Origin of the sequence: Nocardia sp. (assembly GCF_025465275.1) — a bacterium.
Lineage (GTDB): Bacteria > Actinomycetota > Actinomycetes > Mycobacteriales > Mycobacteriaceae > Nocardia.
In genome coordinates, this window is the sequence record NZ_JAODNK010000153.1 from 45,592 (window position 1) to 59,658 (window position 14,067).

At 67.6% G+C, this 14,067-nt stretch carries 12 protein-coding genes and 1 riboswitch; of the genes, 5 read left to right on the plus strand and 7 right to left on the minus strand.

Annotation, left to right across the window (positions count from 1 at the left end; all coding sequences use genetic code 11):
* Positions 1-89 precede the first annotated feature (89 nt).
* Positions 90-1,865 carry a hypothetical protein gene (locus tag JWN03_RS32585; protein WP_297623011.1) on the minus strand — a complete coding sequence of 592 codons (1,776 nt, stop codon included), beginning with the start codon at positions 1,863-1,865 and terminating at the stop codon, positions 90-92.
* Positions 1,866-2,120: 255 nt separating this feature from the next.
* Positions 2,121-2,564: a hypothetical protein gene (locus JWN03_RS32590; protein WP_297623012.1), complete on the minus strand. Its 444-nt coding sequence runs from the start codon at positions 2,562-2,564 to the stop codon at positions 2,121-2,123.
* Positions 2,565-2,732: 168 nt separating this feature from the next.
* Between JWN03_RS32590 and JWN03_RS32595 the strand changes: the two genes are divergently transcribed.
* The 3 genes from JWN03_RS32595 to JWN03_RS32605 all read left to right on the plus strand — a co-directional run bounded on the left by JWN03_RS32595 (position 2,733) and on the right by JWN03_RS32605 (position 7,578).
* Entirely contained in the window at positions 2,733-4,271 is a 1,539-nt protein-coding gene (locus JWN03_RS32595) for a hypothetical protein (protein WP_297623013.1), read from the plus strand.
* Positions 4,272-4,345: 74 nt separating this feature from the next.
* Complete coding sequence (locus JWN03_RS32600; RefSeq protein ID WP_297623020.1) at positions 4,346-6,121, plus strand: dynamin family protein; 1,776 nt, start codon at positions 4,346-4,348, stop codon at positions 6,119-6,121.
* Positions 6,118-7,578 (plus strand): dynamin family protein, encoded by a 1,461-nt coding sequence (locus tag JWN03_RS32605; RefSeq protein WP_297623021.1) that lies wholly within the window; start codon positions 6,118-6,120, stop codon positions 7,576-7,578. Before JWN03_RS32600 ends, JWN03_RS32605 begins: the two co-directional genes overlap by 4 nt.
* An 11-nt stretch (positions 7,579-7,589) precedes the next feature.
* Here JWN03_RS32605 and JWN03_RS32610 read toward each other — a convergent pair whose 3' ends face one another.
* Positions 7,590-8,021, minus strand: a complete 432-nt coding sequence (locus JWN03_RS32610) for a DUF6636 domain-containing protein (protein WP_297623022.1) — start codon at positions 8,019-8,021, stop codon at positions 7,590-7,592.
* Positions 8,022-8,179: 158 nt separating this feature from the next.
* Positions 8,180-8,359, plus strand: a riboswitch (M-box (ykoK) riboswitch).
* Positions 8,360-8,697: 338 nt separating this feature from the next.
* Between JWN03_RS32610 and JWN03_RS32615 the strand changes: the two genes are divergently transcribed.
* A complete protein-coding gene (locus JWN03_RS32615; RefSeq protein ID WP_297623025.1) occupies positions 8,698-10,449 on the plus strand; it encodes an NRAMP family divalent metal transporter in 1,752 nt (583 codons plus the stop codon).
* A gap of 24 nt (positions 10,450-10,473) precedes the next feature.
* Here the strand turns inward: JWN03_RS32615 and JWN03_RS32620 are convergent, their stop codons facing one another.
* The 4 genes from JWN03_RS32620 to JWN03_RS32635 all read right to left on the minus strand — a co-directional run bounded on the left by JWN03_RS32620 (position 10,474) and on the right by JWN03_RS32635 (position 13,146).
* Positions 10,474-10,989 carry a DUF3558 domain-containing protein gene (locus JWN03_RS32620; protein ID WP_297623027.1) on the minus strand — a complete coding sequence of 172 codons (516 nt, stop codon included), beginning with the start codon at positions 10,987-10,989 and terminating at the stop codon, positions 10,474-10,476.
* Between the two features lie 5 nt (positions 10,990-10,994).
* Positions 10,995-11,507 (minus strand): DUF3558 family protein, encoded by a 513-nt coding sequence (locus JWN03_RS32625; protein WP_297623029.1) that lies wholly within the window; start codon positions 11,505-11,507, stop codon positions 10,995-10,997.
* A 35-nt stretch (positions 11,508-11,542) separates the two neighbouring features.
* Positions 11,543-12,223: a hypothetical protein gene (locus JWN03_RS32630; protein WP_297623031.1), complete on the minus strand. Its 681-nt coding sequence runs from the start codon at positions 12,221-12,223 to the stop codon at positions 11,543-11,545.
* Between the two features lie 86 nt (positions 12,224-12,309).
* Complete coding sequence (locus JWN03_RS32635) at positions 12,310-13,146, minus strand: helix-turn-helix transcriptional regulator (protein ID WP_297623033.1); 837 nt, start codon at positions 13,144-13,146, stop codon at positions 12,310-12,312.
* Between the two features lie 116 nt (positions 13,147-13,262).
* Here JWN03_RS32635 and JWN03_RS32640 point away from each other — a divergent pair, with 116 nt between their 5' ends.
* The gene (locus JWN03_RS32640; RefSeq protein ID WP_297623035.1) at positions 13,263-14,024 is read left to right on the plus strand and encodes an SDR family oxidoreductase; all 762 of its coding nucleotides are present in this window, start codon (positions 13,263-13,265) and stop codon (positions 14,022-14,024) included.
* Positions 14,025-14,067 lie beyond the last annotated feature (43 nt).

The window sequence follows — 14,067 nt, forward strand, 5'->3', positions numbered from 1 at the left end:
CCCAGGCAAAAGCACAGATCACTGGCAACTGGCTCCCAGACTCCGGGCATAGCGTCTCGTTCTATCAACGGCGAAGACAAGCCGCCCTGCTACTCAGAGGAACAGCAATGGCTGTCGAAATTGACATGAACGGAATTCCCCAGCTCGGATCGATCGGTGCGGCTGCGCAAGAAGCGGTTTCGGAGCACGCCGGTCCGCCGGCCGTAAACCTCCCGCACGGATCGTTCCAAGCCTTCGACCAGCACGCGGGAATCGGCGAAACCGTCGACGTTCAGTCCACCAACCAAGCTGTCTTCCAGACCACTGGTGGCCAGGCCGGCTTCTCCGAGTACCAGAGCCAGACCGTCAACGAATCCCAGCACCTCGACACCCGCCCGGAACCGCGCGACCACAACAACTTCGGTCAGCACGCAGGTTTCGACAACAACGCAGACTTCCGTGAGAGCGCTGACTTCAACCAGCACACCGCTTTCGGCGAGACCGGCGCCCTCCACGAGCACAATGGCTTCAACGAGCACCGCGATTTCAACCAGCACAATGGATTCGGCGAACACCACGACTTCCACGAACATGACGGTTTCAACCAGCAGACCGGTTTCGAGCAGCAGACCGGTTTCGAGCAGGTCAGCGGATTCGACCAGCAGGTGAGTGGATTCGAACAGCAGATCGGCTTCGACCAGCAGGTCAACGAGTTCAACCAGCAGGTCAGCGGATTCGAACAGCAGATCGGCGGCTCCGACCAGTTCAGCGGGATCAACCAGCAGATCAGCGGGATCGAGCAGCAGTTCGGCTTCGACCAGAACGCCAGCGGGTTCGACCAGCAAGTCGGATTCGACCAGCAGACCCGATTCGACCAGAACGTCAGCTTCAACGAGAGCGAAACCTTCAACGAGAGCATCGGTTTCGACCAGCAGCAGTCCTTCCACGAACACGACGGCTTCAACCAAGGCATCGGTTTCGACCAGCGCGGGGGCTTCAACGAACGCGGTGACTTCAACCAGCACAACGGATTCGGTGAGCACGAAGGATTCAACGAGCGCGGCGGTTTCGATGCAGGCGGCGGGATCGGCGAACGCGGCGGATTCGACCAGCGCGGCGGCTTCGACGGACGCGGCGGGGTCGACCAGCGCGGCGGCTTCGATGGACGCGGCGGGGTCGATGAGCACGGCGGCGAAGGCCGACACTCGTGGCGCCCCGGCCAGCCCAACCCGGTTGGGCCGGAACACAATCCCGACGAACACGACGGCGGCCGCGACCGTGGCGGCGAGCACAACGGCCCCGGCAATCGCGGCGGCGAACACGGCCACCCGGGCGCACCCGTAGGCCCGGGCCAGCACGGTCGGCCCGGCGAGCACAACGGCGGCGGCGAACACGGACGTCCCGGCGCACCCGGCTCGGGGCAGCATGGGGAGCCCGGCCGACACGACGGCGGCGGCGAACACGGCCACCCCGGCGGACCTGTGAATCCCGGCGGACCCAACCGCGGTGGCGAACACGAGCATCCCGGCGCACCCGGCGGATCGGACCAGCACGGTCGGCCCGGCGAGCACAACGGCGGCGGCGAACACGGCTCCGGTTCGGGACAGCACGGGGAGCCGGGACGGCACAACGGCGGCGGGGAGCACGGCGGACCCGTGAATCCCGGTGGACCCAACCGTGGAGGCGAACATGGGCATCCCGGGGCTCCCGGATCCGGCCAGCACAATGGCGGCGGCAATCGCGGTGGTGAGCATGGCCATCCCGGTGCGCCCGGCTCGGGAGTGAATCCCGGCGGACCGAATCGCGGAGGCGAGCACGGACATCCGGGTGCGCCCGGCTCGGGAGTGAATCCCGGCGGACCGAATCGCGGAGGCGAGCACGGACATCCGGGTGCTCCCGGGTCAGGCGAGCACGGGCGTCCCGGGGCTCCCGGCAATGGACAGCACGGGAACCCGGGCGGACCCAACGGTGGCGAACACAGCCACCCGGTCGCGCCCGGCGGACCGGGACAGCACAACCCCGGCGGACCTAACGACGGCGACCACGGGCACCCCGGAGCTCCCGGCGGATCAGGCCAGCACGGAAATCCCGGCGGACCTAACGGCGGCGATGACCACGGCCACCCCGGGGCACCCGGCGGATCAGGGCAGCTCGGGAACCCGGGGTCGGACAACGGCGGGGGCGAGCATGGCAATCCCGGTGCGCCGGGCGGACACAACGGTGGAGGCGAACACGGCAATCCGGGTGCGCCTGGCGGATCGGGGCAGCCCGGGAATCCCGGGCAGCACGGTGGCGGCGGGGAGCATGGGCAGCCTGGTGCGCCGGGTGGGGTTGGGCAGCAGGGGAATCCGGGTCAGTCGGGGGTTGGCGGGCACGGCGGTTCGGGTGAGCACGGTTCGGGTGGGGCGCACGGTGGGATCGGGGCCGGCGGTTCGGTCGGGGTCGGCGGCGGGGAGCAGCACGGCGGTGTGGGTGAGCATGGGAATGGCGGGGCGGCCGGTGGATTCGGTGTAGGCGCCGGTGGGCATGCGGCCGGAGGTGTCGGGGTCGGCGTCGGGAATGCCGGGCACGACAACGGGTCTCATGGTGGCGCGGGGCAGCAGAGCTCGGGGCCGCAGGATTCCGGCGGGCAGAGCGAGCGGTTCGGAAACTCCTCGGGCGGCGACGACAGCCAGGGGCGGAGTGGATTCGCAAGCAATGCAGGCGTTTCCGGCGCAGGGTCGAATGAATTGACGGGAGCCCACAGCGGGGGTGTGTCCCCCGGTGTCGGCCTGTCTTCCAACGCAGGACTTTCCGCCAACGCAGGCCTGTCCTCCGCCGGTGTTTCGTCCGGCGCAGGCTTGTCCGCCAACGCGGGCCTGTCCTCCGGAGCGGGTGCGTCGTCCGGCGTAGGCCTGACCTCAGGCGTTGCACCCTCTGGTGTGGGCCTGTCTACCAGCGGTGGCGCATCCTCCGGCGTAGGCCTGCCATCCGGCACCGGCCTGTCCACCAACGCGGGCCTGTCCTCCGGCAGCGGCGCGTCGTCCGGCGTAGGCCTGACCTCAGGCGTTGCACCCTCTGGTGTGGGCCTGTCTACCAGCGGTGGCGCATCCTCCGGTGTAGGCCTGTCCTCCGGCGGCGGCGCGTCCGGCGTGGGGTTGTCCTCCGGCGGCGGTGCGTCCGGCGTGGGGTTGTCCTCCGGCGCTGGCCTTTCGTCCGGCGCGGGGTTGGGGCAGGCGCCGGGGGCGTCGCTCGGACTGTCGAATTCGAGTGCCAATCTCAACTCGTCGGGCAATGTCGGTATCGCCCACTTCGGTCAGTCGGCGGCGTCGTCCGCTTCCGGGGTGGCCGCGGCGAATGCGGTCGCGCCGATCGCCGTTACTCCGGTGTCGGCGGGTGTACAGACGAGTGCTGCCGCACAGTCGATTTCGGGGACGGTGGCGCAGGCCGCGGCGGCTCCGCAGCCTGCCGCTGTCGCCAATTCCTTCTCCTTGACGAGTGGCTCGGTGCATCCGGTCACCGCGCCGGCGGCCGACCTCGGTGCGGCTTCGACCGCACTGTCGCCGACCACCGGCGGTGCTGCGGCAGCACCGACCCACCTGGTGACCACCGCACCGGCGGCGCCTCAGCTCGGCGCGACCGCACCGGCGGGATCCCAGCTCGGCTCGACCACGACGGCCGGATCCCAGATCGGCTCGGCCGCACCGGAACCCGCTCACGCGGGAGTCACCGCACCCACCATTGCGGCCGGTGGCGGCGCGGCAGTGGCTGCCGGTGGCGCGGCGGTGGCGCCGCAAAGCGGTGCGCCCGCACCGGAACCCACGCATGCGCCGGTCACCGCTCCGACCACCGCGGCCGCGGCTCCCACCGCGGATCTGGGCACCAGCACAACGGCGGGCACCACCCCGCACGCCTCGGCCAATGCCGGCGCGCTGCTGTCGGGCAATTCGACCACTGCCCCGACAACGTCCGCGGGCACAGCGAACCCCGCGGATGCCGCACACCCGGCAACCACCGCCCCGGCGGCCAGCGCTCCGGTCACCACAGTGGCCGCTGCTCCGGCACCGGCACCGGCCGCTGCACCGGCACCTGTGGATCACGTATCGGCCGCCACCACCGTCCACCCGGCCGATGCGACCACAGCGCATCCGGTCGATGTCACGGCGGCCGACCCCGGCGCGACCACCGATCACACCGGGTTGACCACCTCCGACGCCGGTCTGTCGACCGGACTGACCTCCGATCCGGGCGCGCTGACCCACAGCACGGTCGATACGAGTCACCCCACCACCACCACCGATCTGCACCACTGATCGCCGATCCGGCCCGCCGCGTCCGACGCGGCGGGCCGGACAGCACCCCGCCACTACGCATGAAAGGAAATGGTGTGACCGCGTCAAACCCGGCTTCCGCGAGGAAACTCTCCCCCTCGACCGATTCGATGACCACGCTGCTCGATGAGCTGCGGTCGGTGACCGATGCCGTCGGGCGAACCGATCTGTCGAACCGGCTGTTGTCGGCGCGGCAGCGGGTCAGCGATTCACGACTGCGCATCGTTGTCACCGGCCAGTCGAAGAAGGGCATCAGCTCGCTGGTCAACGCCCTGGTCGCGGCCGATGTGTGTGCCACGAATGTGGCTGCGCCGGAACGCAATCGTGGATCGAAGCCGGTGGCCGGTCCGGTGGTCGTCGAGTACGGCGAGTCGAAGTCCAAGAAGGTCAGCCAGGCGGGCCGGACCGAGGTGACCCTGCCGGTGGATCTGCTCGCCGAGGGTGTGGTGCTCATCGATATGCCGGGTGTCACCGGCGCCGGTTCCCGGCGCGCGACGGAGATCCTGTCGATGCTGCCCACCGTCGACGCGGTGCTGTTCGTCTCCGATGCCAGCCAGGAGTACACCGCACCGGAAATCCGTTTCCTGCAACAGATTCACCAGCTCTGCCCGATGGTCGCGGGCGTGATCAACAAGATCGACAGCTATGTCCGCTGGGCCGATATCCAGAAGGCCGATCGCAAGCATCTCACCGATGCCGATCTCGATCTGCCGATCCTGCCCGTCTCCTCGGCCATGCACAAAACGGCGCATCGACTGGACGACCAGATGCTGGAGGTCGAATCCGGCATCCCGCAACTCGTGGCCTTCATTCGCAATCACCTGGTCGCCCGGGCGGATGCGCTGGCCCGCGAATCGGTCGTCAACGATGTCCGAGTGGTCTCCGATCACGTTGCGCTGGCACTGAATTCCGAATTGACCGCCCTGCAGGACTCGGCGCGCAGCGCGGAACTCCTCGATCGCATTCGAGCCGCCCGCGACACCGCCGACGCACTGCGCAAGCGCACGGCGAATTGGCAGTACGTCCTCGGCGACGGCATCACCGAGCTGACCGTCTCCGTCGAACATGATCTGCGGCACCGGCTGCGCGCCATTGTGCGCGAGGCCGAGGAGGAGATCATGAAATCCGATCCAGCACGCCGATGGGAGGCGTTCGGCGAGCGGATCAATGGTCGGGTCTCGGCCGCGGTTGAAGACAATTTCATTCTGGCGCACCAGCTTTCGATCGATCTGGCGGGCAAGGTCGCCGACAAGTTCAGCGAGGACGGCAAGGTCCAGCTGCCGGCGCTCCCCGGCGCGGACACCGATTCCCTGCTCGGCCGGCTCGGTTCGGTGGAAGCGCTGGAGAGCGGCAAGGCCGGAGTTATCCAGCGCGCCATCACCAGCCTGCGCGGTTCGTACGGCGGCGTGCTGATGGTCGGCTTGGCCACGAGCCTGCTCGGACTCGCCCTGGTGAATCCGTGGTCGATCGGCGCGGGATTGCTGCTCGGCGCCAACACTTTCCGTGAGGATCACAAGACCCTCAAGGCCCGCCGCCGTTCCGAGGCAAGGCTCGCCGTGGCCCGACTCATGGACGAGGTCGTCTTCCAGGTCAGCAAGGAATCCAAGCAGCGCCTGCGCGATGTGCAGCGCACCCTGCGCGACCACTTCACCACGGTGGCCGACGAAATGCTCCGCTCCGCAAGCGATTCCCTGCAGGCCGCGCAGGAGGCAGGCAATACGCACGAGAGCCAGCGTGCGACCCGCATCGCCCAGGTCGAGGGCAATCTGAGCTATCTGCGTCAATTGCGCGTGCAGGCAGCAGGTTTGGTCCAGGCAGGAGAGGCACAGTGACCGGGCGAGAACTGACCGAGGCGTACCGCCTGATCCGTACGGCCCGTGCCGAATTCGGCCCGCGCTCCGGGTGCGCCGCCGAATTGGCCGCGTGCGAGCGCCGACTCGGCGAACCGCTGCGGGTGGCGCTGGCCGGCACCCTCAAGTCGGGTAAATCGACACTGCTCAATGCGCTGATCGGCGATGAGATCGCGCCGACCGATGCCACCGAATGCACCCGCGTGGTGACCTGGTTCCAGCAATCGGCGACACCCCGTATCCAGCTCACCGCAGACGGCCGCCCGCGCCTGCTGCCGGTGCTGCGCACCGATGGCCAGCTCACCCTCGACCCGGGTGTCTCCGCCGACCGTGTCGAAAAGCTGGAGGTCTTCTGGCCTTCCTCGCTGCTCGACGATTTCACCATCATCGACACCCCCGGCACCTCGTCGAACTCTCGCGACGTCTCCGAACGCACCCTGGCACTGCTCGCCCCCGAGGACGGGACTTGCGAAGCGGACGCCATCGTCTACCTCATGCGCGATCTGCACGACACCGATGTCCAACTGCTGCAACATATTCAGGACCAGATGGCGACCGGCACCGGTCCGCTGGGCGTTGTCGGCGTACTGTCGCGAGCCGATGAGATCGACGGCGGCCACGGCGATCCGCTGGCGGCCGCCCACCGACTGAGCCGCGACCTGGCCGATGCGCCGGAACTACAGGGGCTGCACCAGAGCTTCATTCCGGTTTCCGGTCTGCTGGCCCTGCGCGGCCAAACGCTGCGCCAGGCCGAATTCACCATCCTGCGCGCCCTGGCATCGGTCCCCCGCAATGACCTCGACGCGGCCCTGATCTCGGTCACCCGCTTCACCGCGCCCACCAGCAATCTTCCGGTGACCGAGATTGACCGCACCCGTCTGGTCAATGCCTTCGGCCTGTTCGGTATTCGACTGGCCGTCTCCATGATTCACGCGGGCATTGCCGACGCACCGGCGCTGGCCGCCGAACTGCTGCGCCGCAGCGGCCTCGATGACCTGCGCCGCACTCTCAACAGCCAATTCGGCCAGCGCAATGAACAACTGAAAGCCCATTCCGCGATGGCATCGCTCAAACGCATTCTGGCCCGCCACCCGGCGAGCGAGGGGCTGTCCCGTCAGGTGGATCGCAGTCTCGCCGATACACATACCTTCACCGAGCTCCGGCTACTGTCCAGCATGCGCGCCACCCGACTGAGCGAACTCGACCGCGACCTCGCCACCCGGGTCCTCGGCGGCAAGGGTATCTCCGCACACCAGCGGCTCGGCCTGCCCGCGAACGCGGGTCCGGCGCAGCGGCGCGATGCCGCCCTGCGCGCAATCCGGGACTGGCGCAACCGACTCGACAATCCGCTGCTGGATCCGCTCACCGCCGCCACTTGCCGGGCCGTTGCCCGGAGTTGCGAATCCATTGTCGAAGACAGCCGGACCGCGATTCGGTAGCCGGACGGGTTTCAGTAAACGCTGTAGAACTCGCGAGCCAGCGTGAAGCCGTGGCCGGTGCTGCCGTCGGCGCATTCGACGAACCGCGTGGTGACATTGCACGCCAGCGTGCCCTGCCGGACCTGCTGACCGTAATCGACTACGCGAGAATGGAAGTCGACAGGCTGATCGGTGTGACAGTTGATCTGCGCGAAGGCGCCGTCCTGTTCGGAGAACACGTCGCCGTACGCGCCGTGGCAGTTGGCCGGCACCGCCGGCTGGGCATAGCTGTGGTCCCTGATCTCGCACACCGCACCGTGCGGGCCGACTAGGCAGCCGATATTCCCGGACGGCGTGACGAACTGATCGAGTTGCGCGGCATTCGCCGGTGCCACGCTGAGGGCGAGGGCCGTGGTGGCCGCCGCGACGGCACACAGGACGGTCGAAAAGTATGTCGCTTTCATGACTTCGGAGTCTTTCTCGGGTGCTCGATGAGGGTGTCCCCATGCTGTTCCCGCCCGGTTTCAAAACCCTTACGCCCGGCTTGTCAACAGGCAGTCCGGAAAACGAACCGACCGGGCCGAAGTTGACAATCCCACCGAGCACGCTCAACATTGCCGAGTCAGCACCTCGCTAGGCGAGGCTCCTGTACGAACACAGGCCACTGATCCGACGACGTCGAGAGACGCCCAGGGTTAGGACAGATCAGCCCGGATTAAGGGTTGATCCAAAGTGGCTTCCCCGGGCCGCGAGCCCCCGGATACGTCGTACAGTGCCGAAGCTCTGACGAGAGGGGTGCAGGGCTACGCCTTTGCGCGTGGCCGTGTTTCCCCCTTGCCCGCGCGGTCTGACGCGACGAGTTTCACGACGTCCTCGTGCGTCACGGCGGCAAGGAGGTGAGGGGCGACACATGAGTTCCGGCGATAGTCCGTATCCGAGTACGGATTTCCGATTCGTCTCGTCCCCGGCTTGCCGCATTTCGGTAATCGGCTGACCCGCAAGCACATTCGACCCTCCGGCGCATTGCCGGCGGTGTGGTAGGCGTGCGCCGCGAGCAGCTTCGGTATGCCCGAAATCGCTAGGTGACCGGGTTGATTCCGCACGCCCGCAACACCTGATGTCGAAAGCGAGGGAATGGTTATGGCCTTCTTCTCGAATGGCGGCGACCGCCGTACCGCGACCACCGCGGCTCCCACCGGAGCCGCCGCCACCTCCGCCACCATGGATTCCGCCCACGTGGGCGATATCGTCGGCGCGCTGGGCAGTATCGGCCAGCACGACACCCTCGAAGGGCGTACCCGCAAACAGCGTGTGCGCATGCTGCTCGCGATCATGGGCCCCGGCCTCATCGTCATGGTCGGCGACAATGACGCCGGTGGCGTGGCCACCTACGCGCAGGCCGGACAGAACTACGGCATGGCCCTGGTCTGGACGCTGCTGCTGCTGATCCCGGTGCTGTACGTCAACCAGGAGATGGTGGTGCGACTTGGCGCGGTCGCCGGAGTCGGGCACGCGCGCTTGATCTTCGACCGATTCGGCAGGTTCTGGGGCGCGTTCAGCGTCGGCGACCTGTTCATTGTGAACGCGCTGACGATCGTCACCGAATTCATCGGTGTCTCCATGGCTCTGGGCTATTTCGGCCTGCCCAAGGGCATTTCGGTACCGTTGGCGGCGGTGCTGTTGTTCGCCATGGTGGCGGGCGGTTCGTTCCGTCGTTGGGAGCGCTTCCTTTTCGGGCTCATCGCCGTCAATATCGTCATGTTCCCACTGGCCTTCATGGTGCATCCGAGTGTGCGCGACACCGCCCACGGCCTGCTCCCCTCATTCCCGGGTGGGCTGAATTCCACACTGCTGCTGCTGATCGTCGCCATTGTCGGCACCACCGTCGCGCCGTGGCAGCTGTTCTTCCAGCAATCCAATATCGTCGACAAGCGCATCACCCCGCGCTGGATCCGCTACGAGCGCATCGATCTGTGGATCGGCATCGTCGTGGTCATGGCCGGCGCGATCGCCATCATGGCCGCCGCTGCTTTCGGTCTCGCGGGCACCGATGCCATCGGCAATTTCACCGATGCGGGGGCTGTTGCCCAGAGCCTGTCCGATCACATGGGCAAGACCGTCGGCGCGCTGTTCGCCATCCTGCTGCTGGATGCCTCGCTCATCGGCGCGAATGCCGTGGGCCTGGCCACCACCTATGCCCTCGGCGACACCATGGGCAAGCGGCACTCGCTGCATTGGAAGATCACCGAAGCGCCGATGTTCTATGCGGGATATGCGGCGCTGCTGGCGATCGCGGCGGCGGTGTCGTTCAGCCCGGATCATGTACTGGGCCTGCTGACCCAGGGCGTGCAGGCGCTGGCCGGTGTCCTGTTGCCTTCCGCCACAGTGTTTCTGGTGCTGCTCTGCAATGACCGGGCTGTGCTCGGCCCGTGGGTGAATACCGTGCGGCAGAACATTGTCGCGGGTGTCATCGTGTGGTCGCTGGTGCTGCTGTCGCTGGCGCTCACCGCCGCGACCTTCTTCCCCGGTCTGACCACCGGCGCCCTCGAGATCGGATTCGGTGCGGGGGTGGCCGTCGGGCTGCTCGGCGGCGCGGGCATGCTGATCAGCCGGCGGATCGCCAAGCGGCGCGAAATCGAGCGCACCGCACAGGAACTCGGCAATATCGACCCGGATCAGATCGAGGAATTGGATGCCACCCCGCTCACCCGCGCCGAGCGCAAGGCGATCGCGGAGCAGGACCGCGACACCTGGCGCACCCCGGCATTGCACACGCTGGAGCGTCCGGTGTTCGGTACGGCGCGGATGACGGGCATGCTCGCACTGCGCGGCTATCTGCTCGTGGCGGTGATCCTGGTGGGCGTCAAGATCTTCCAGGCGATTACCGGCTGAGTATCCGAAGGCAGGAAAGGGCGATCAGACGCCGTCGATCGCCAGCGTCGCCTGCATCAGGCTCATGGCGGCGGCGCACGGATCCGGCTGTGCGGTGTGGTTGCGATTGTGCACCCACCAGGTGACTATGCCGGTATCGGAAATGGTCACCGCACAGCTGCCCGGATCGCTGGGGTCCCGCACGTACATGCCCGCGAAATGTTTGATCACCACGCGCTCGATCTGATAACCGAAATCGGCGGCCACCTTGGTTTCGGTCATCAGATTGTCGTTCCGCAGCCAGGCATAGGTCAGTCCGACGGTGCCGCCTGCCGGGTAGTCGCCGACCCAATTGCAGATGGTCGGCGCGCTCTGCTGGTGCACCGACGGCACGTGCAGGGTATTCGCGATGACCTGGTCGGGCAGTGGACCACACCCGGCAAGCAGGTCGGGGTCGTCGGCCGAGCGCACGGTGGTGTCCTGCTGGTGGCTCGAGCATCCGGTCATGCCGCCGACTACCGCAAGGGCTACCACCACTGCCGCAATTGTCTTGGTGAGCATGGGTTTTACCCCTTCGCCAGGGTCGTCGAGGCCAGCCGGTCGACGGCGACGCAGGCGGCATCGGGGGTGCCGGCGGTGGAATCGACTGTCCAGGCGATGAAATCGGCGTCACCGGTGGGCACCGCCACCTCGCAGGAATGCGCAGTGCGCCAGCTGTATCCGGGGCGGCCGCCGATATCGATGCCGTCCCGCTTCCCGGAAGTCGCTGTGTCGCTGTGATATTGATCGATGGGACTGCCGCGGAACCAGCGGAAGGTGACGCTCGATCCGTCCTGCGCCTCCCAGCGGCACAGCAGTGCGTCACTCGATACCAGAGTCACCGCGCCGAGCCCGGATTGCGTGCCGACCTGGGCGGCGTCCGCCGAACCACAGAGCCCGACATCCACCGACGGCGCGGCCACCTGCGGCTTGGAACCGGCGGGAGCGGCGGCGGGAGTGTCCCTGTGCTGCGTGCCGCAGGCCGAGAGCAGCAGCGCGGCCAGCAGCGCCACACTCACCTTTCCCGACAATGCACGCACGATTGCGATGATAGCGACGGAGCGACTTCCAGGCGCTACGCGACCACCCGCGGCCACGGGTACAGGGCCAGATGGATGAGCAGCACCACCAGCAGCGCGAGCAGGACCGCCGCGAAGGGATGGGCCCGGCGCTCCAGATAGCCGATGGTCCGGAACAGCGTCGGAAACGGGACATCGCGGCTGAACACCAGCGACAGCACGCTGGGAATCACCACCCATACGAGCGCGATCAGGCCGTACAGCACGTATGCGCCCAGGTAGGTATTCGGATCCATATGCCGCGCACCGGCCGCGAACAGCACGCCGAAGACCAAGACCACTGCGGCCAGCACCAGATACCCCACCCCGAGCAGCTGGACCGACGCATTGTTCGTGGTGATACGGCCATTGGCGGTCACCGGCCGACCCCCGACGGTGCTGGGCGCCGGATCGGGATCCATCGTCAATTGCGGCACCGCGTAATACGCCAGGACCACGATGACGAATACCACGATCAGGCGTACCCACGCGTGCTGGGCCTGCAGATGCCCGATCGTCGACGAGATGGTGGGCCAGTCCGCCAAACTGAACACCGATGCCAGTTCGGGGACGGCAATCGCCAGTCCCGCGAGGCCCCACATGAGGTAACCCCAGAATTCCGCCGAACGCCCCGCTGCCGTGGGCGCTGCGCGCCCTGCTGCCGAGGGCTCGGCGCCGTTGCCGACCGCCTCCGTCATAAAGCCGGTCTACCACGTGAGAGGGTGTCCGGCCGGGAAGCTGTGCAGTCGATACCAGCCTGGTGCTGTGCCGTCATCGTCGCACCTCAGCGCAGTGCGACGGGGTTGCCCGCCGTCAGATCGGCGAGCACCGCGGCGGTCGGCGAACCGGGGACGGCGGTGTAGACCACCAGCAGTTGATCCGGATCGCCCGGTAGCGCCAGGGTCTCGTAGCCGAAATCGAGCGGGCCCAGGACCGGGTGCTGAATCAGCTTGGCGCCGTACGTCTTCTCCTTCACCGGATGGGCGGCCCAGATGCGCCGGAAGGCCTCGCTGCGGCGGGACAGTTCGTCGACGAGAACCGCCAGCTCCGGATCATCCGGATGCAGTCCGGCATCGCGGCGCAGGAACGCGGCGGTCTCGGCCGCCACGATCTCCCACTCGGGATAGAAGTCGGCAGCGGCCGGATCCAGGAAGAGGGAGCGGGCCTGATTGCGCTCGGCCTCAGGCAGCGCCGAGAAGCCGGAGATGGTGTCCGCCAGCGCATTCCACCCCAGCACATCCATGCGGCGGCCCAGCACGAACGCCGGCGCGGTGATGGCATCCAGCAGCAGCCGCGCACCCGGGCGCAGCGAATCCTGGTACACGCCGGGCGTGCTCGGCAGGTGGCCACCGGAGGGCCGGGCCAGCGCGTAGAGGTGCGCGCGTTCGGGATCGGTCAGGCGCAGCGCCCGCGCGACGGCATCGAGCACCGCGTCCGAGGCATTGCGGCCACGCCCCTGTTCCAGCCGGATGTAGTAGTCCACGCTGACCCCCGCTAGCTGCGCCACCTCCTCGCGCCGCAGGCCCGGGACTCGGCGGCGACCGTATTCGCGCAGCCCGGCGTCGGACGGCTGGATGCGGGCGCGCCGCGATTGCAGGAATTCGCCGAGATCGGTGTGCATGCCGTTCAGCCTAGGGATCGATCCTGGTACTGCCGGACCCAGGAAAACCGGACCCCTCGCTGACCCCCTTGCGCCTCTCCAAGATGAGTACAGAACACAGCGAAGGAGATTCGAAAATGAGCTACGAGAACCTGGCCGGCCGCACCGCCGTCATCACCGGAGCTGCGAGCGGTATGGGCGAGGCCACCGCACTGCTGCTGGCCCGCAGCGGCGCACGGGTCGCTCTGCTGGCCCGCCGCGCGGACCGGCTGCAGACCCTGGCCGCCAAGATCGAGGCGGACGGCGGCACCGCGCTGGCCGTCGCGGTGGATATCACCGATCCGGCGAGTGTGAGCGCCGCCGCGGCGCGGGTGCACGAGGCCTTCGGCCCGGTCGATCTGGTCGTGAATGCGGCCGGCGTCATGTTGCCCAACCCGATAACGGCGGGCCGCGAGGACGAGTGGGTCCGGATGATCGACACCAATATCACCGGTGCGCTGCGCATCATTCGCGCCTTCGTACCGGATCTGCTGGCGGCGGCCGACGCCGGGCGCACCGCGGATCTGGTGGATATCTCCTCCATCGGCGCACACGTGACCTTCCCGGATTACGCGGTGTACGGCGCGACCAAGGCGGCGCTCACCCATCTGTCGAGCAGCCTGCGCACCGAGCTCGGCCCGCGCCGGGTGCGCGTCACCAATATCGAGCCCGGCCTGACCGATACCGAATTGGGCACGCACATCGACAATCCGGAGCTGAGCGGCCAGCTCGACGGCATGTTCACCGCGCTCGAGGCGCTGAGCGCCGACGATATCGCCGACCTCATCGCGTACACCACCAGCCGGCCCGCACACGTCAATCTGCGTCAGGTGATCGTGCTGCCGACCAAGCAGGCCTGACTCGACTCTGCGGGCCCGAGTCGCACCCAATGCCCTCTTTCTT

Excerpts from the sequence above, each read along its gene's own strand:
- JWN03_RS32585 (WP_297623011.1), bottom strand. The coding sequence starts at position 1,865 with ATGTCCGTGCTCGCCTCCGCGATTCGGTCCGCCGGGATTCACTCCCGA.
- JWN03_RS32630 (WP_297623031.1), bottom strand. The coding sequence starts at position 12,223 with ATGACGGAGGCGGTCGGCAACGGCGCCGAGCCCTCGGCAGCAGGGCGC.
- JWN03_RS32620 (WP_297623027.1), bottom strand. The coding sequence starts at position 10,989 with ATGCTCACCAAGACAATTGCGGCAGTGGTGGTAGCCCTTGCGGTAGTC.
- JWN03_RS32635 (WP_297623033.1), bottom strand. The coding sequence starts at position 13,146 with ATGCACACCGATCTCGGCGAATTCCTGCAATCGCGGCGCGCCCGCATC.
- JWN03_RS32615 (WP_297623025.1), top strand. The coding sequence starts at position 8,698 with ATGGCCTTCTTCTCGAATGGCGGCGACCGCCGTACCGCGACCACCGCG.
- JWN03_RS32640 (WP_297623035.1), top strand. The coding sequence starts at position 13,263 with ATGAGCTACGAGAACCTGGCCGGCCGCACCGCCGTCATCACCGGAGCT.
- JWN03_RS32610 (WP_297623022.1), bottom strand. The coding sequence starts at position 8,021 with ATGAAAGCGACATACTTTTCGACCGTCCTGTGTGCCGTCGCGGCGGCC.
- JWN03_RS32590 (WP_297623012.1), bottom strand. The coding sequence starts at position 2,564 with ATGAGACCCGTTGTCGTGCCCGGCATTCCCGACGCCGACCCCGACACC.